General features: G+C 63.5%; 18 protein-coding genes and 1 pseudogene. 16 read left to right on the top strand and 3 right to left on the bottom strand.

Annotated elements, in window-relative coordinates; genetic code table 11:
* Position 1 precedes the first annotated feature (1 nt).
* From ACFQL3_RS09875 to ACFQL3_RS09865, 3 genes are read left to right on the top strand one after another with little or no spacing between them, the layout of a single operon-like run.
* Complete coding sequence (locus ACFQL3_RS09875) at positions 2–778, top strand: cytochrome bc complex cytochrome b subunit (protein WP_377053769.1); 777 nt, start codon at positions 2–4, stop codon at positions 776–778.
* Positions 779–809: 31 nt separating this feature from the next.
* Positions 810–1124: a DUF7315 family membrane protein gene (locus tag ACFQL3_RS09870; protein WP_377053767.1), complete on the top strand. Its 315-nt coding sequence runs from the start codon at positions 810–812 to the stop codon at positions 1122–1124.
* A complete protein-coding gene (locus tag ACFQL3_RS09865; protein ID WP_377053765.1) occupies positions 1117–1386 on the top strand; it encodes a DUF7314 family protein in 270 nt (89 codons plus the stop codon). Before ACFQL3_RS09870 ends, ACFQL3_RS09865 begins: the two co-directional genes overlap by 8 nt.
* A gap of 227 nt (positions 1387–1613) precedes the next feature.
* Here the strand turns inward: ACFQL3_RS09865 and ACFQL3_RS09860 are convergent, their stop codons facing one another.
* On the bottom strand, positions 1614–2048 hold the full coding sequence (locus ACFQL3_RS09860; protein ID WP_377053763.1) for a DUF7313 family protein: 435 nt from the start codon (positions 2046–2048) through the stop codon (positions 1614–1616).
* An 80-nt stretch (positions 2049–2128) separates the two neighbouring features.
* Positions 2129–2902: a hypothetical protein gene (locus tag ACFQL3_RS09855; RefSeq protein WP_377053761.1), complete on the bottom strand. Its 774-nt coding sequence runs from the start codon at positions 2900–2902 to the stop codon at positions 2129–2131.
* A gap of 93 nt (positions 2903–2995) precedes the next feature.
* On the opposite strand from ACFQL3_RS09855, the gene ACFQL3_RS09850 reads away from it, so the two are divergent.
* Together ACFQL3_RS09850 and ACFQL3_RS09845 are read left to right on the top strand one after the other, a co-directional pair.
* Positions 2996–4060: a polyprenyl synthetase family protein gene (locus ACFQL3_RS09850; RefSeq protein WP_377053759.1), complete on the top strand. Its 1065-nt coding sequence runs from the start codon at positions 2996–2998 to the stop codon at positions 4058–4060.
* Between the two features lie 52 nt (positions 4061–4112).
* Positions 4113–4688 carry a plastocyanin/azurin family copper-binding protein gene (locus ACFQL3_RS09845; RefSeq protein WP_377053757.1) on the top strand — a complete coding sequence of 192 codons (576 nt, stop codon included), beginning with the start codon at positions 4113–4115 and terminating at the stop codon, positions 4686–4688.
* 40 nt (positions 4689–4728) lie between these two features.
* Here ACFQL3_RS09845 and ACFQL3_RS09840 read toward each other — a convergent pair whose 3' ends face one another.
* Positions 4729–5259 carry a type II toxin-antitoxin system RatA family toxin gene (locus ACFQL3_RS09840; RefSeq protein ID WP_377053755.1) on the bottom strand — a complete coding sequence of 177 codons (531 nt, stop codon included), beginning with the start codon at positions 5257–5259 and terminating at the stop codon, positions 4729–4731.
* Between the two features lie 138 nt (positions 5260–5397).
* Here ACFQL3_RS09840 and ACFQL3_RS09835 point away from each other — a divergent pair, with 138 nt between their 5' ends.
* From ACFQL3_RS09835 to ACFQL3_RS09785, 11 genes and pseudogenes are all read left to right on the top strand, one after another.
* On the top strand, positions 5398–5964 hold the full coding sequence (locus ACFQL3_RS09835; protein WP_377053753.1) for a response regulator: 567 nt from the start codon (positions 5398–5400) through the stop codon (positions 5962–5964).
* A 79-nt stretch (positions 5965–6043) separates the two neighbouring features.
* Positions 6044–7255 (top strand): bifunctional phosphopantothenoylcysteine decarboxylase/phosphopantothenate--cysteine ligase CoaBC, encoded by a 1212-nt coding sequence (coaBC, locus tag ACFQL3_RS09830; RefSeq protein ID WP_377053751.1) that lies wholly within the window; start codon positions 6044–6046, stop codon positions 7253–7255.
* Between the two features lie 199 nt (positions 7256–7454).
* On the top strand, positions 7455–8618 hold the full coding sequence (locus tag ACFQL3_RS09825) for a monovalent cation/H+ antiporter subunit E (protein WP_377053749.1): 1164 nt from the start codon (positions 7455–7457) through the stop codon (positions 8616–8618).
* Complete coding sequence (locus tag ACFQL3_RS09820; RefSeq protein WP_377053747.1) at positions 8615–8905, top strand: cation:proton antiporter; 291 nt, start codon at positions 8615–8617, stop codon at positions 8903–8905. Before ACFQL3_RS09825 ends, ACFQL3_RS09820 begins: the two co-directional genes overlap by 4 nt.
* Positions 8905–9216: pseudogene (mnhG, locus tag ACFQL3_RS09815) on the top strand (monovalent cation/H(+) antiporter subunit G); the annotation flags it as partial. The gene ACFQL3_RS09820 and the pseudogene mnhG, both read left to right, overlap by 1 nt.
* A gap of 101 nt (positions 9217–9317) precedes the next feature.
* Positions 9318–9860, top strand: a complete 543-nt coding sequence (locus tag ACFQL3_RS09810) for a DUF4040 domain-containing protein (protein ID WP_377057072.1) — start codon at positions 9318–9320, stop codon at positions 9858–9860.
* A complete protein-coding gene (locus ACFQL3_RS09805; RefSeq protein WP_377053745.1) occupies positions 9853–10371 on the top strand; it encodes an MnhB domain-containing protein in 519 nt (172 codons plus the stop codon). Before ACFQL3_RS09810 ends, ACFQL3_RS09805 begins: the two co-directional genes overlap by 8 nt.
* Entirely contained in the window at positions 10368–10739 is a 372-nt protein-coding gene (locus ACFQL3_RS09800) for a cation:proton antiporter subunit C (RefSeq protein WP_377053743.1), read from the top strand. Before ACFQL3_RS09805 ends, ACFQL3_RS09800 begins: the two co-directional genes overlap by 4 nt.
* A complete protein-coding gene (locus ACFQL3_RS09795; protein ID WP_377053741.1) occupies positions 10732–12339 on the top strand; it encodes a proton-conducting transporter membrane subunit in 1608 nt (535 codons plus the stop codon). Before ACFQL3_RS09800 ends, ACFQL3_RS09795 begins: the two co-directional genes overlap by 8 nt.
* Positions 12336–14027, top strand: coding sequence for a proton-conducting transporter membrane subunit (locus tag ACFQL3_RS09790; protein ID WP_377053739.1), 1692 nt, complete (start codon positions 12336–12338; stop codon positions 14025–14027). Before ACFQL3_RS09795 ends, ACFQL3_RS09790 begins: the two co-directional genes overlap by 4 nt.
* Positions 14024–15841 (top strand): Na(+)/H(+) antiporter subunit D, encoded by a 1818-nt coding sequence (locus ACFQL3_RS09785; RefSeq protein ID WP_377057070.1) that lies wholly within the window; start codon positions 14024–14026, stop codon positions 15839–15841. Before ACFQL3_RS09790 ends, ACFQL3_RS09785 begins: the two co-directional genes overlap by 4 nt.
* Positions 15842–15882 lie beyond the last annotated feature (41 nt).

The following is a 15882-nucleotide window of genomic DNA, read 5'->3' as shown; positions in this document are numbered from 1 at the left end:
CATGCCAGAAGACGAACAAGAAACACGAGCGGACGGAAGCGGAACAGGCATAGTTCCGCCGGACGACGAGACGCCTACGTGGCGCGACCGGAAGGAGCGCACGCAGGGACTCTCCCGGCTGACTTACGAGTACTTCGAGCGCGCACGGCGCGAGGACCAAGACCTTCGGCAGGAGTCTGACTACGTCGAGCGGGACGTGCTGGGCTTCCCGGCCTGGCCCCACGAGACGATCCGAAACCTCGCTATCACCAGTTTCTTCATCGGGATCATCATCTTCCTGGCGGCGACGATGCCGCCACACCTCGGTGATCCGGCTGATCCGAGTAGTACGCCTGCGGTCATCCTTCCCGACTGGTATCTATACTGGTCGTTCGGACTGCTCCAGACCGACTCGCTCAACCCCGAACTGGCAATCCTCGGTGGCCAGAGTTTGATGGAGGGCCCCACGTTCGGCGTCCTCGTTCACGCGCCAGTTATCGGACTGATCTTCCTCGTCCCGTTCCTGAACAAGGGGAGTGCCCGACGACCCGTCGAGGAGCCGTTCTGGGCCGCGCTCGGCGTGACCGGCGTTATGTACTCGTTCACGTGGAGTATGCTCGCTATTGACAACATCATCTCGGCGCGCCTGCCGATCCTCACAGCCCAGTTGCTGTTCGATCTGGTGTTCATCGTCCCGGTAGTTGCAGGGGTGATCACGTACTCCGTGTTGAAGGCGATGCAAGAGGGGTACATGTACAATCTCAACCGCCGGTACTACCGGCTCCGACCGCCAAGATAACCCTTTTCTCGCTTCGGCCATCCCTTTAGGTATGGCCGACTCGAACGCGCCCGACGAGCGAACGTCCGTCCAGCGTGACGTCACCGTACCGATGGAGATCTACAAGATAGTGACGGTGTTCTCGATGCTGCTCGCTATCGGGCTCGTCGTCGGTGGCTTTCTCGTTCTCGACAGTGCGACCGATCAGGCAACCGCGGATGTCGAAGATGTCGACGCCATCACAGCCCTGCTCGGCGTCGGATTAATCGCCTTCGGTGGTGTCGTCTACGTATTCTCGACCCGATTCAGCCCCGAAGAGATGGGAAACGCTAAAGACGACGCCAGCCAAGATTCAGGTAATGGCTGACGAGTTCATGAAAGGACTGGCGGCGTTCGGGGGGGCGTCCCTACTGTGGCTGGTCCTCGCTGGCTGGTATCGGACTTCGAGCTTCGAGGGACCGCAGTTCACCGAGGCTGCGCCCTCCGATCCGGGGACGTTCGACGCGATAGCTATCATGGTCATGGACGGGATGTTCTGGTTCATGATCCTCGCTCCGATCACGTTCTGGGTCCTCATCCCGGCGTACAAAGAGCTAACCGCCGCGTACCGAGAGCGGAACTCGAACTGATCTCGCGGCCCGTCTTTCTCTCCGAGTGTTCTTTCTGATTGCAAGCGTTAGCGACCGGTCTCGACGCCGAGCGGGGGTACAGCGTCGACCGGAACGCTCGTCGAGGCTGAACTCGCGGTCCTGATCGACGTTAGCAACGCAGTCTTCACAGCGCGAACAGGGTCGGTGCGCTGTAATAGGGGACGCGCTGCTCGGTAGGGTTGTCTAAAAACGGATCCGACAGGGCGCTATACGATGCTGTTCCAGATCGGCTCGACGATGAAAAAGATGCTCTGATACGCGGCGTAGAGCAAGACGAGTCCCCAGGCGGCGACTGCGCCTTTCGGGAGGTTCAGCGAAGTCTCGCGTCGGGCCTCGGCGATTCGGGCCTCGAACTCGAAGAAGTCGGTGAAGAACATTCCGAGCACCAACACTGTAAAGACGACGCCCGCGTGAAGGCTTACAGTCATGTAGTAGAACGCTCCGAGCAGCACGAGCACGTTCGTGGCCGTATGTGCCGTATGCCGGGTAATCGACTCCACGTCGCCCTCCTCGTACTGCGATCTGTACTGGCGCTGTGCGACGAGCCGCGTCAGCCCGTTGATCAGCACCAGTACGAGGAGTATCTCCTCTATGTACGGTAACAGCAGATCAACCGGGCCGAGCATCGAATTCGGGTCCATATCTCACACACAGTGGTTAACCCATTAGAGTTTTTCCAATCTTCTCCCCCTGATCGACCCGTCATGATGGGTGATACCCGTCATTCCGTCCAGCAAGGGTCGCTTTCGGGAACGACTACGAGCCGTAGCGGTGCAACAGGTGTGAGTGTGATGTCGCTCGCCGGTTCGACGACGCTGTGTCGTTCGTCGTCGACGAGCAGTTCGACCGGGCCTTCGTCACGCTCGACGCGCAACTGAACTGTTTCGTGCGCCCCGAGCACCCAGCTATCACGATCAGTTGCGAACTGCGCGACCGGAACTGCGACGACGCCGGTACCGGGCGCGAGCATCGGTCCCCCAGCAGCGGCGGCGTAGCCGTGAGAGCCAAGCGGCGTCGCGACGACGAGTCCGTCGGCGCGGAACCGTGCCACGTCGCAGCCAGCGCTCCGGATGCTGTACTCGGATATGCGGGCCGGATCCTCCGTCACGAGCATGGTGTCCGAGATGGCGAGACCGACGCTTTCCTCGCCAACTGATACCGCGTATCGACAGCGCTCGACCCGGTCGAACCGACCCGAAACGAGCCGACCGAGCGCTTCGTCGAACGCGTCTTCGGGAACCGAGCGCGTGCCCGCCCCCGACACGACCGGCATGATCGGGACAGTGGTACCGGTGTGGCCTGCCGAAAGCAACGCGGCTTCACCCCGTGCGACGATTGCGTCCGGTTCGGTGTCGAGGACTGCAGTAGCGGTGCCGACCACCGGTGAGCCTCCCGACTCCTCGACGCTCTCGACGAGGTGCTCGACAGTCTGCTCGCTCTCTCCGGAGTCGATTATCCCGATCACAGTCTCTTCGGTTCCCTGACCGCACTCCATAGCGGAACTTCGGGACGTGACACAAAAGGCTACGCGATTCTCGCTCGACGCCGTAACTGAAGCTTTTTACATCGGGGTTGCAACCGGTGGTGTATGCGGGAGACGCTCGCCGAGTGGCAGCCGGTGGTAGACGAAGCGATCGAGGAGGTGATACCGCGGGAGTTAGATGACGCCTACCTGACGGAGTTCTTCGGTCCGGCGACGTATGAGTACGACGCGGAAACGCTCCAGCGTGCGCTGTCGGATCCCGTCTGGGAACTGCTCGATCGTGGGGGAAAACGCTGGCGAGCGGTCGTCTTTCTGTTGCTCGTCAGAGGCTTCGGTGAGGATCACGAACCCTATCTGCCCTACGCGACGATCCCCGAAATCCTCCACACCGGGACGATCATCGTCGACGACGTCGAGGACGGGGCAGCGATGCGCCGCGGCGACCCGGCCCTCCATCACATCTACGGCGAGGACGTGGCGATCAACGCCGGAAACGCGCTGTACTTCCTGCCACTGAAGATCATCACGCAGAACCCGGCCGATCTCGACGATGGGACGCGCCTCGCGCTCTACGAGATGCTGACGGACGAACTCAGCAGGACGCATCTGGGCCAGGGTACGGACATCTGCTGGCACAACGACGGGAGCGTCCAGGTGGACCGCGAGCAGTATCTCGAGATGTGTGCGTGCAAGACTGGCTGTCTGGGACGGATCGTCGCGAGACTGGCCGCAATCGTCACTGGTCAGTCGGAGGAACGCGAAGGGGCCGTCGCGGGGTACGCCGAGTTGATGTCCGTGGCCTTCCAGATCGGTGACGACATTCTGGATATCGAGAACTCGCTGGGCGAAGCGGGTGCCTTTGGCAAGGAGTTCGGCAACGACATCCGGGAAGGAAAGAAGACCTTACTCGTGATCCACGCCATGGAGACGGCCTCCGACGGCCGTGCTCGCCGCCTCCGGACGATCCTGCAGGACGACGAAAACACCGACGAGGAGATACTCGAAGCGATCGATATCTTGCAAGAGACCGAAAGTATCGAGTTCGCACGCGAGCGAGCGCTGTCGCTCGCCGCCGAAGCGCGGAGCCATCTCGACGACGCCGACCTGGCGGAACCGGAAGCGTCGATGCTGAAGGAGTTTACCAGGTTTGTCGTCGAGCGCGAGGAGTGATCGACAGTCGCGAACCAAAGTATTCAGTACGCCCCAATCCTAAGTGGTGGGTATGACAGAGACGGACGGACGTAGCGACCTGTCCCGGCGCTCGTTTATCTGGGCAACTTCCGGGTCGGCTGCTGCCGCTGCTGGCGGAGCAAGCACCGTCAGTGCACAAGAAGAGAACGGCACCGAGAACGGCGGCGAAGACGGGTCAACGGAGACGCTGACGGTCGGGCCGGGCGGGGAAAACGTCTTCGAGCCGGCCAGTCTGGCGATCGAGCCGGGAACCACGGTCGAGTTCGTCTGGGACTCCGACACACACAACATGGTCGTCGAGAACGGTCCCAGCGAGTGGGGGGGCCACGAGTCGATCGAGAGCGCCGGCTTCTCGTACGAGCATACTTTCGAAGAGGAAGGCACCTACGAGTACATCTGCGAACCCCACGTCGCCGCCGGTATGGAGGGGACTCTCTCCGTCGAGGAAGGTGCTAGTTCGGGTGGCGGTGGCGGGGCGTCCGCAACGCCGACGATTCCGGATAGCGCGATGAGTCTTGCGGTGGGAACGATGGGTGCGATGGTCTCGACCATCGCGCTGGCGTACTTCTTCATCAAGTACGGCGGCTACGACGAAGAGTTAGAGTAAGTAGAGGCTCCGTCGGCAACGGGTCGGCGTTTCTGCGCGCTCAGACTGATGTCGGCCGCTCGTGGACGGTCAACTCGACCGCTCGGGATTCACCCTCCAGATCCTCCACGATCCGTCCGACGATGCGTTCGGCCTCCTTGACGATAAGCGGCTTTACTTTGTCCATCACCCACCCGAACGAGACGAATCGCGGGAGATCGAGCGCGCCCGATCTGGCAGTGTCCGTATCGAACTGGACGACGAAGTGAACTCGGCAGGCGTGCTCTTGCCCGTCCCGTTCTGATTCGTCGAGCGGGTCGACCCGCCAGAACCCGTGTGCGTCGATATCTTTGATGACTTCCCAGTCGATTCGGTCGGGTGGATCCGTATCCGTCACTTCGGAGTGGGCGGTGTACGTGAGTTTCCACCAGGCGAACTGGAGCGCGTATCTCGTTCCTTCCTTTCCTTCGCCTCGCGTTTGAACCTCCTCGAGATACTCGGAGTAGTTCGCGTACCGGGGGAAATCTTCGAGAAACTCGTAGATCTCTTCGGCCGGCAGATAGACGACGGTGCTTACCTCTACTGTATCCACGTTCGTTTCTACGGTGGATATGACGTAAGTGTTGCGCGCGCTGGTAGCCGCCCGTTGTCTCCGCCCTGTCAGTGGGATTCTATCAGCATAGATCGTTGCCGAAACTATTACGCACCTGGGAAACGCAGTACCAGCGTGATGGCTGAACCCCATGGCTGTGTGCTCGTCGTGGACGACGACCCGAGAGTGGCGCGCGTCTACGCCGAGCAACTGCGCAATGCACACACTGTCAGGGTAGCGTATAGCGGCACCGAGGCGCTCGATAGCCTCGACGAGGACGTCGACGTCGTCCTGCTGGACAGGCGGATGCCGGGATTGACGGGCGATCAGGTGCTCGAACGGATCCGTGACCAGGGGCTGAACTGTCAGGTCGCGATGGTCACCGCGGTCGAACCGGACTTCGAGATTATCGATATGGAGTTCGACGAGTACCTGTTCAAGCCAGTGACCGGCGAGGAGTTGCTCGAAACTGTCGAGCATCTGTTCTACCGCTCCGACGTCGACAGTTCGCTTCAGGAGTTTTTCAGCATCGCGTCGAAACGCGCGGCGCTCGAGGCCGAAAAATCCGCGACGGAACTGGAACACAGCGAGGAGTTCGCCACACTGACGACGCGGTTCGAGGCGCTCAAAGAGGAGATGAGCGACTCGCTCGCAGAACTCGACGACGTGGAGGCGTTCGATCTGGCCCTCTCGGAGTGGGACTGACCCGCTTGTCCCGTGGTCGGCCCGTACTTCCCTCTTCCTGCGACAGAACTTAGAGCGACTAGCGTGAACTCCGGAACGAATGCTGGAAGACGTCAACGTCGCGCTAGGGGTGACGGGAAGCATCGCCGCAGTCAAAACTGTCGAACTGGCCCACGAGCTACGCCGACAGGGTGCCTCTGTGCGAGGCGTAATGTCCTCCAGCGCACAGGGGATTCTCCATCCATGGGCTGTCGAGTTCGCCACGGATAGACCGGTCGTTACGGAGATCACCGGCGATGTCGAGCACGTGGAACTCTGCGGCCGTGAGGGCTGGGCAGACGTGTTCCTGATCGCGCCAGCGACGGCCAACACCGTCGGCAAGATCGCTGGTGCCATCGACGACACCCCGGTGACGACGTGTGCAACGACGGCGCTCGGAGCCGGTGTCCCGGTCGTCATCGCCCCAGCAATGCACGAGCCGATGTACGATCATCCCGGCGTTTTAGACGCTATCGAGCGCGTCGAGCAATGGGGCGTCGAGTTCGTCGACCCGCGCGTCGAAGAGAGGAAAGCGAAAATCGCCAGCGAGGAGGCTATCGTTCTCGATGTCGCCCGAAGCGTCGACGACCAACCGCTGGCGGGCGACCACGTCGTGGTCACCAGCGGTGCCACGGCCGAGCCGATCGATCCAGTTCGAGTGTTGACGAACCGATCGTCCGGCCGGACCGGCCGCAGTGTTGCCCGGGCGTGCTACGTCCTCGGAGCCGAGGTCACGCTCGTTCACGGTGTGGTTGGCCCGCATCCACCCTCCAGCACGCCGGACGATCCGACGTTCGGCGCTGGCTCTCCGGTCCCTTACGCGGAGTACGTCCCCGTCGAGACTGCACAGGAGATGCTCGACGCGACTGAAGCGGCTGTCGAGGACGCCGACGCCCTCGTCGCGGCGGCGGCGGTCGGCGACTACACGCCGGAGCCACAGGACCGGAAACTCCGCTCTGGGCAGGAACTCGCGCTAGATCTCGATCCGACGCCGAAGCTGATCGATGCGGTCAGGGACCGTCGACCGGAGCTACCGATTGTCGGGTTCAAAGCCGAAACGAGCGACTCCGACGAGGCGATGATCGAGGCGGCCCGCGACATCTTGGAGCGTGTCGACCTCTCGTTCGTCGTGGCGAACGACGCCGATGTGATGGGGGCTGATCGAACCCGCGTCCTGCTCGTCGACGCGGACCGCGAAGACCCGATAGAGGGGACAAAGTCGGCAGTCGCCGCGGTGGTCGCGGATGAACTCGCGGAACTACTGGTCCAGTGAGCGCGTGGTACCTGGTCGGGACTCTCGTTCCCGGGCAGACAGAACTGATCTTCGTCGTTTCTATCGGTCGCTAGCCCACTCGTTTCGGGAGTTGCAGAACGGCAGGTTCGAATAGCGTAATCGTTTTGAGTGGCTCTTTGCTGTATTCGAGTAAGTACAATGAGTGCTCATGCAGGATCCGACTGGATGGGGTGGTTCGATGGCGGATAGCCGCGTCCTGGTCCCCCTATCGGACTCGTCGACGGTCCGGGCGACTGTCGCCCACGCCGTCGAGCGCGTTCTCGCCGAGTCGACGGTGGCTGATCCGGGAACCGTTCGATTCGTCTACGTGCATCCCGAGGAAGCGGCTGTTTCCGCTTACGACGGGGATGTGGGCGACGAGGAGGGTGTGAGCCGGGCCGAGGCGCTGTTGAACCGTGCGGAAGTCTGGGTGGAGGAGGATGCGGGCGAGGAAATCGACGCTGTCAGCGTCGAGACGGCGCAGGTGGGCGACGACGAGTACCTGTTTAGCCCGGGAGACGTCGCGCAGGTGATCGCCAGGGACGCGGTCAGTACCGACATCGATCGGGTTATCCTCGACCCCGAATACACACCGGGAGTCGGTGGACCGTTCCTCCGGCCGTTCACCTCGGAACTCGAGACGATGCTGGCGATTCCGGTCGAAGAAGCGCCGGTCACGCGGTCGACCATCCGCGGACCGCTGATCGATCGGTTTACGCCTACCCGTGCGGGCGTCTTGTTCGGACTGTCTTTTCTGTTCTATCAGGTACTGGGGGGGAGCATCTACTGGTTCGATATCGTCACTGGTGCGATGAGCGCGACCGTCGTCACGGTTGCGCTGTCACGCGTGTCGCTGACACGAACCCCCGATCTGCAGTCGCCGGTCCGCCTGCTTCGTGCGGTTATCTTCGTGCCCTATCTGCTGGCCGAAATCGTCAAGTCGAATCTCCTCGTCGCAGCCGTGATTCTTCACCCACGGCTACCGATCGATCCGCGATTGACGCGCATTAGACCGGCCGTCCACGGCTCGATGCCGGTCACCACGCTCGCGAACAGTATCACACTGACCCCCGGAACGCTGACGGTTCGTGTCCACGGTCGGACCATGATCGTCCATACCCTCGTCGAGGACGCCCGCGAAGGACTGTTCGACGGCGGCCTCGAACGAGCGGTCCGGTTCCTGTTCTACGGGCGACGGGCGATGCGGATCGAGAGCCTCCGGGACCGCGGGGAGACGGAGATACTGCAGTCACCCGAATCTGAACCGGAGACGGCGATGACGGACGGCGGAGAACCGGACGACCCTGACTCCCCTGACGAACCGGCCGCTGATGCGGCCGACGAGGGTGGTGATTCTTCATGAGTACCATCACTGGTGTCTCGATTCCCGACATTGCTCTGGCGGCCGCGGCCCTGTTTCTCGTACTCGCGGTGGCGATGTTCTACCGGGCCGTCCGTGGCCCGACGACGCAGGACCGCGTGCTCGCAGTTAACGTCCTGGGAACGAACACGGTTGTCGTCCTCGCGTTGCTCTCCGTCGGACTGGACGAACCGTCGCTGCTCGACGTCGCACTGATCTATGCGCTGTTGAACTTCCTGATGGCGCTTGCCATCTCGAAGTTCACCGTCGAACGAGGTGGTGTGCTGTGATCGGAACCGCCCACACGGCGGGCGTTGTCGTGTTCTTCGCGCTGGGGCTGTTCTTTACGTTCGTCTCCACGCTGGGCGTGCTCCGGCTTCCAGACGTGTTTTCGCGAGCACATACTGCCTCACAGGCGGATACGCTCGGCGCTGGCTTCGCGCTTGCTGGCGTTGCACTGGCACTTGGCTGGGAGCCAACGGGGGTAAAGACCGTCCTCCTGCTCGTGTTCATTTTCATCACGAACCCGACCGCGGCACACGCCATCACGCGCGCCGCCGACGAGAAGGGAATCGAACCCTGGACCGTCGACGACGAGCAGACCGACGTGGACCTCTATCAGGCATCGAAGGCGTCCGTCGTCGCCGACGGCGGTTCGTCGGCCGACGATGACGACGCTTCCGAGGGGGGTGAGGAGAAATGATCTCCGCCGTCGAAGCCGTCCTGATCGCGTTCATACTCACCACTGCTGTCGCAACGGCGCTGCTGCGTGACGTCGTCGCGGTCATCGTCGTGTTCGCCGCCTACAGTCTGGGCATGGCGATATTCTACGCGCTCTTGCTCGCTCCGGATGTCGCGATGACCGAGGCGGCCATCGGCGCGGGCGTGACGACGCTCCTCCTGTTGTTGACGGTCGCGCGGACAGTGCGAACGGGACAGGGAGAACTGTTCGAGCGGGTCAACGTCCCCGCACTGCTGATCGTCGGTGGCTTCGTCGCCGTCGTCGGTTCTACCGTCGTCTCGTTGCCCGCAGTCGGCGATCCGGAGGCAATCGTCTGGTCGAACCCCGAGATCACCCAGTACTATCTGGAACAGGCCTACGCCGACACTGGCGTCGAAAACGCCGTGACGGCCGTCCTTGCAGGCTATCGTGGGTTCGACACGTTCGGCGAGGCGGTCGTCGTCTTCGCGGCAGGCGTCGCCGTTCTCGTCGTCTTCGGTACGGAGGTGTTCACCGGTGAGTAATTCACAGTCGCCGGACGACGGCGTCGATCAGCCACGACAGTCGGTGTACGTCGAGAGCGAAATCATCATGACGACGGTCCGTGTCGTCGCGCCCTTTGCGTTCACGTACGGACTGTTCCTGACCTTCCACGGTGGGGGGTCGCCGGGCGGCGGCTTCCAGGGGGGTGCGATCATCGGGTCGACCATCCTGATGATCGCCTTCGGGTTCGGTATCGAACCGACCCGTGACTGGATCGAGAACCGCTCGGTCACGCTGTTGGCCAGCGGCGGCGTCCTCGCATTCGCCACTCTCGGGCTTCTCCCGATAGTGCTGGGTGGCCGATTCCTCCAGCACGACCTGTTCAAGACGGAACTCGGGATCCCACACGGGACGAAGTACGCCCTCGAAGCGGTCGAGATAGTCGGCGTCGCACCGATCGTTGCTGGCGTCGTGGTCGGCCTCTTCTTCGCCATCGCGGCGGGGATGCTCGGCGACACGGCCCCGGTCTCTCAGGGAGGTGAAGCCGAATGAACGTCATCGTCGACCTGCTGACGACCCAGTACACCTATGCGCTGTTCGCGCTGCTCATGGGGATCGGCCTCTATATGATGGTCGCCAGCGATAACCTCGTGAAGAAAGTGATTGGTCTGAACGTCTTCCAGACCGCGCTGTTCCTGTTTTTCGTGAGCAGCGCCTACGTCGTCGGCGGCAGTGCGCCGATCGTTCCGTCCGGCGCGAGCGGGCGCTTCGTCAGTCCGCTCCCGCAGGTGATCGTCCTGACCGCTATCGTCGTCGGCATCGCGTTGACCGCGGTTGCGCTCTCGCTGATCGTTCGGATCTACGGGGAGTACGGGACGCTCCGCGAGGATGCGCTCCGCGAGGTGCGTGCCGATGAGTGACGCGACGCTGGCCCCTATCGGGCTGATCGTCGTGCCGATCATCGCCGCTGCCCTCTCGCTGGCCGCTGGGCTCGTCCGGGCCCGCTCCGGCTGGATGGTTGCTCTAGCCGCACTGCTGGTCGAGGCGGTGCTGATGATCTGGCTGGTCGATTCGGTCTATCGGGGCTCCGGTCGACTCGTTCACGAGTTGGGCGCGTACGGCCGACCCGGACCGGACGGGTTCGCCGTGGGCATCGAACTGGTCGCGGACGAACTCTCGGTGCTGGTAGTCGTGCTGATCTCGGTCGTCTCGCTGGGCGTGCTCGCAATCTCGCGGCGGGGCGGTCCGCGCGGGAACGCGTTTTACTCGGCCTATCTCCTGCTGGCGGGCGGCCTCATGGGCGTCTCGCTGACGGGAGACCTGTTCAACATGTTCGTGTTCCTCGAAATCGTCGGGCTGGCGACGTACACGCTCGTCGCCGCCGACCGTAGTGCCGAGTCCGCGGTTGCCGCGCTGAAGTACCTGCTCATCGGGACGACCGGTGCCTCGCTGTTCCTGGTTGGCGTGGGCTACCTGTTCCTGGCGACCGGGACGCTGAACATGGCCGACCTCGCCGCGATGCTGGCGGGCGAGCCATCGTTCGTCGAGGGGGCGCTGTACGGCGACACGCTGGTCATTGCCGGTTTCGGCTTCATCACCGCCGGTCTGCTGGTCAAGTCGGCAATCTTCCCGCTCCACACCTGGCAGCCGGATGCCTACTCCGCGGCGGCAGACAGCGTCACCGTCTACATCTCCGCGCTTGCATCGACCGTCGCCGCGTACGCGTTCGCGCGGGTCATGTTAACCGTGTTCACTCCGGCCTTCTTCGAGGTCAACACGATTGCGGCGACGGCCATCGTCACGCTGGCGTCGATCAGCATCGTCGCAGGGAGCGCCCTCGCGGTGATGCAACGGCGCGTCAAACGGATGCTCGCGTACTCGTCGGTCTCGCAGTTCGGTCTCATTATCGCGGCAATCGGCATCGCCGTCCATCCGGCCGCCGTCGATGCCGGGATTCCCTTTGCCGGTATCGAGCGGACGGCGGCCGAGTTCGCGGTCATCGGAACGGCCATCCATCTCGTCGGTCATGGCCTGATCAAGGGCGGCCTGTTCGCGGCAGTCGGGACGATCGCCCGAACCGAGGGGGCACGCACTGTCGCCGAATACGCCGAACTGGGTCGCCGAGCGCCGGTGCGGTCGGGCGCGATGGCCGTCCTCGCGCTCGCGCTGGTCGGCGTCCCGCCGACGGTCGGCTTCCTCGGGAAGTGGTACATTGCACTCGGGGCGGTCGGGGCGGGCCTCTGGCCGCTGGCTGTAGTCATCTTCGCCAGCACCGTGCTCACGCTGGCCTACGTCGCCCGACTGCTGGAACGGCTTTACTTCACTCCGCGGTCGGTGGCAGTTCCCGAGCGCGTTGCTGCCGACGGTGGTACGGCCGCCACCGTCGAACCGATCAGTCCGACGGCCGGTGCAGTCGTCGTACTCGTACTCGCCGCCATCGGTGCCGTTGCACTCGGTTTCGTCGGTGCGGAAGTGACAGAGGCTCTCGATCCGTTCATCGCTGAGGTGTTCAACTCGTGACAGAAGCTATCTACTCGCTCCGGCCGTTACTTGCCGTACTCGTCTCGGCCATCGCGATTCCGTTGATCGTTGCGTCGTATCGTCGGCCGAACGTCCGCGAGGGCTGGTCCGTCGCCGCGGCCCTCGCCAAATTCGGCATAATCGCGAGTATGCTGCCTGCCGTCCTCGCCGGCGAGGAGTTCCGCTGGTCGTTCGGGGCCTACGTCCCCGGTATCGAGTTCGCACTCCGGGCCGATGCGCTGGGCATGCTGTTTGCGCTCCTGGCGAGTTTCCTCTGGGTGTTCACGGCCTTCTACGCCGCGGGCTACATGCGTGGGCTGGACGAACACTCCCAGACGCGCTTTTTCGCGGCGTTCGCCGGGAGCCTCTCGGCCGCGGTCGGAATCGCCTTCGCCGAGAACCTGCTGACCATCTTCGTCTTCTACGAACTGCTGTCGGTCGCGACCTACCCGCTGGTCGCGCACAACGAGGACGAGGAGGCGCGCATCGCCGGTCGGAAGTATCTCGCATACACCTTCTTCGGCGGCGGCGTCCTCGTGCTCGGCGGGACGGTGCTCGTCTTCGCGCTTGTGGGGACGACTACCTTCGGCGATACCGCGGCAGGGCTGGCGACGGCCGATCCGACGCTTGCCCGTGCAGCGTTCGCAATGCTGGCGGCCGGGTTCGGCGTCAAGGCCGCGCTGATGCCGGCGCACTCGTGGCTACCGGACGCGATGGTCGCTCCGACGCCCGTCTCCGGACTCCTCCACGCCGTCGCAGTCGTCAAAAGCGGCGTCTTCGGTATCGCCCGCGTCGTGCTGGACGTGTTCGGGCCGGAACTGGTCACGGACCTCGGCGTCGGCGTCCTGCTGGCGGCGCTGGCCGCGTTCACGCTCACTGTTGCGAGCATCATCGCACTCCGCCAGGACCGACTCAAGGCCAGACTGGCGTACTCGACGATCAGCCAGTTGTCCTACATCATTCTGGGGCTGGGCGTGCTCGGACCGACGGCGATCAAGGGGGCCCTCTTGCATATCCCCGCGCACGCGTTCATGAAACTCACCCTGTTTTTCTGTGCGGGGATCATCCACGTCGAGACCCATACCGACTACATCAGCGAGATGGACGGCATCGGTAAACGGATGCCGCTGACGATGACTGCCTTCGCCGTCGCCGCCGCGGGGATGGCAGGGATCCCGCTGATCGCTGGCTTCGTCAGCAAGTGGTTCCTCCTGATCGGCTCTGTCCAGACCGGACAGGCCGTCTTCGCCGTCGTTCTGCTGGTGTCGGGGGTTCTCAATATCGCGTACTTCTGGCCCATCGTCTACGGCGCCTTTTTCGAGTCCGCGGATACGGCCGACGAGAAACCGCTCGTTGGGGGGCCATTCGGGGGACGTACTCCCGTCCCTGACGGTGGTACCCAGTCCGGAGAATCACCCGTTGACCACTCCGCGGAGACGAACTACGCGGTCGACCGCAACCCGAGCGATCACCACTCTGAAGACCCTCACGAGGAGCACGACGCTCACCACGGCGGTCCCGGACCGGACGGCTGGCAGAGGGCTGGCTGGACCGGTGCCGAGGGCTCCTGGCTGATGCTCGGGCCGATCCTGGCGATTGCTGCGGGCTCGGTTGTCCTCGGCATCGTTCCCTACGAGGCGGTGTTCCTCGAACTGATCGAGCTGATCGTTGCGGGGGTGAGCGCCTGATGGTGCTCGACCTGCTCCACCCGGCGGCGATCGTCCTGTTCGCGGCCGCGCTTGCGGCGGTCCTGCCGCGGCGACCCGCCCACGCGATTGGTGTTGTGGCGACTGCCACCGCGGCCGTGCTCGCCTGGGTCGCTCCCGCCGGGATGCACTGGCAGGTGACGCTGTTCGGGACGTTCGACGCCATCCTGTACAACGTCGACGTGTTCTCGCGGCTGATGGGGCTGATCTTCGGCTTCATCGGTGCGATAGGCGTCACGTACTCCTACGCGAGCGATGCGGACAGCAGACAGACGGCTTTCGCGCTCTTCTACGTCGGGACGAGCATCGGAACCGTCTTCGCGGGCGACTGGCTCACGCTGATCCTGTTCTGGGAGCTGATGGCCGTCGCCAGCACGCTGCTCGTGTGGTACTACGGCGGCGCTGCGGTCCGGGCTGGCTTCCGGTACGCGCTCCTTCACGGGATCGGTGGAAGTCTACTGCTGGCTGCCGTGGTCTGGCACTACGCGGAAGTCGGTGCCGTGGCCTTCGGGGCCAGTTCGGGCATGACCGCCGGGATTCCGTCCGTCCTCGCGGCAGTCGGGATCGGCGTCAACGTCGGCTTCGTCGGGCTTCACGCCTGGCTACCGGATACGTATCCGCGCCCGCACATCGCCGCGAGCGTCTTCCTCTGTGTCTACACGACCAAGACCGGCGTCTACGGGATGTTCCGGGCGTTCCCGGAGGGCCACCTCTGGATCGCGTATATGGGTGGCGCGATGGCCGTCTTTGGTGCGTTTACGGCTTTGCTCCAGTCGGACATGCGACGGCTTCTCTCCTATCACATCCAGTCGCAGGTCGGTTACATGATCGCTGGCGTCGGCCTCGGCGGTGCGGCGATCGGTTACGGCGGCGCGGACGCGTACTACGCCGAGCTCGCGACGGCCGGCGCGTTCGGCCACGTGTTCAACCACATCCTCTACAAGGGGCTCCTGTTCATGACGGTCGGCGTCGTCATCTACCGGACCGGCGAGGAAAGCCTCAAGAAGATCGGCGGACTCGGTACCCGGATGCCGATTACCGCGATTGCCTTCGGGATCGCGGCCCTTTCGATTGCCGGATTCCCGGGGTTCAACGGGTTCGTCTCGAAGGGGATGATCATCGCCGCAGCCGACAAAAAGCACCTCGAAGCGCTCTGGTACCTGCTCCTTCTCGGGGGCGTTGGGACCTTCCTCTCGTTCATCAAACTCGGGTACCACGCCTTCCTGCACGGCGACTATGCCGGCGAAGTGCGTGACGCCAACCGCGGCCAGAGCGTCGCGATGCTCTCCGTGGCCGGCCTCTGTGTGCTCTTTGGCCTTCAGCCGGAACTCCTCTTCCAGATCCTGCCGTTCCAGGGCCAATACGAGTACACCACGTTCACCATCCCCCACGTCGCGGAGGGGGTGGGGCTGGCGGCGGCCGGTCTGGTCGGCTTTGCGATCCTGAAAGGGCCGCTCCACCGCGTGGGTCGCGTGCCGGATATCGACGCCGTCTACAACCGCGGCTTCTTCTACGTCGGTCGCCTGCTGGTCGTTACCGTCACCGAACTCTACGCCGCCGTCGACCGGGTCGCGGTTCGACTCGTGCGTGCCTGTTACTGGATCGGTGCGAACCCGACGCTCGTCGTGCTCCGTGCAAGTAAGCGCCTTCCCGAGTCGCTACGACCGACGTTCGACCAGGACTATCGGTCGGCCGACGGGGGCGCACCGTCGCGGCTGTATCTCCGCGCGGGCATTGGCACCTCTGTCCTGATACTGGTCGCAGTACTGACGCTCCTCATGCTCCTCGTACTGTAAGCTCCCGACCGTAGCCGTTAACGTTCTCCCGTCCGTTTTCT

Source organism: Natronoarchaeum sp. GCM10025321, assembly GCF_042663585.1.
Classification (GTDB): Archaea; Halobacteriota; Halobacteria; order Halobacteriales; family Natronoarchaeaceae; genus Natranaeroarchaeum.
Note: the sequence above shows the minus strand (reverse complement) of the source record. Positions and strands in the feature narration are given on the sequence as shown.

Coding starts and splice junctions, on each gene's coding strand:
- ACFQL3_RS09875 (WP_377053769.1), top strand. CDS start 2: ATGCCAGAAGACGAACAAGAAACACGAGCGGACGGAAGCGGAACAGGC.
- ACFQL3_RS09870 (WP_377053767.1), top strand. CDS start 810: ATGGCCGACTCGAACGCGCCCGACGAGCGAACGTCCGTCCAGCGTGAC.
- ACFQL3_RS09865 (WP_377053765.1), top strand. CDS start 1,117: ATGGCTGACGAGTTCATGAAAGGACTGGCGGCGTTCGGGGGGGCGTCC.
- ACFQL3_RS09860 (WP_377053763.1), bottom strand. CDS start 2,048: ATGGACCCGAATTCGATGCTCGGCCCGGTTGATCTGCTGTTACCGTAC.
- ACFQL3_RS09855 (WP_377053761.1), bottom strand. CDS start 2,902: ATGGAGTGCGGTCAGGGAACCGAAGAGACTGTGATCGGGATAATCGAC.
- ACFQL3_RS09850 (WP_377053759.1), top strand. CDS start 2,996: ATGCGGGAGACGCTCGCCGAGTGGCAGCCGGTGGTAGACGAAGCGATC.
- ACFQL3_RS09845 (WP_377053757.1), top strand. CDS start 4,113: ATGACAGAGACGGACGGACGTAGCGACCTGTCCCGGCGCTCGTTTATC.
- ACFQL3_RS09835 (WP_377053753.1), top strand. CDS start 5,398: ATGGCTGAACCCCATGGCTGTGTGCTCGTCGTGGACGACGACCCGAGA.
- coaBC (WP_377053751.1), top strand. CDS start 6,044: ATGCTGGAAGACGTCAACGTCGCGCTAGGGGTGACGGGAAGCATCGCC.
- ACFQL3_RS09825 (WP_377053749.1), top strand. CDS start 7,455: ATGGCGGATAGCCGCGTCCTGGTCCCCCTATCGGACTCGTCGACGGTC.
- ACFQL3_RS09820 (WP_377053747.1), top strand. CDS start 8,615: ATGAGTACCATCACTGGTGTCTCGATTCCCGACATTGCTCTGGCGGCC.
- ACFQL3_RS09800 (WP_377053743.1), top strand. CDS start 10,368: ATGAACGTCATCGTCGACCTGCTGACGACCCAGTACACCTATGCGCTG.
- ACFQL3_RS09795 (WP_377053741.1), top strand. CDS start 10,732: ATGAGTGACGCGACGCTGGCCCCTATCGGGCTGATCGTCGTGCCGATC.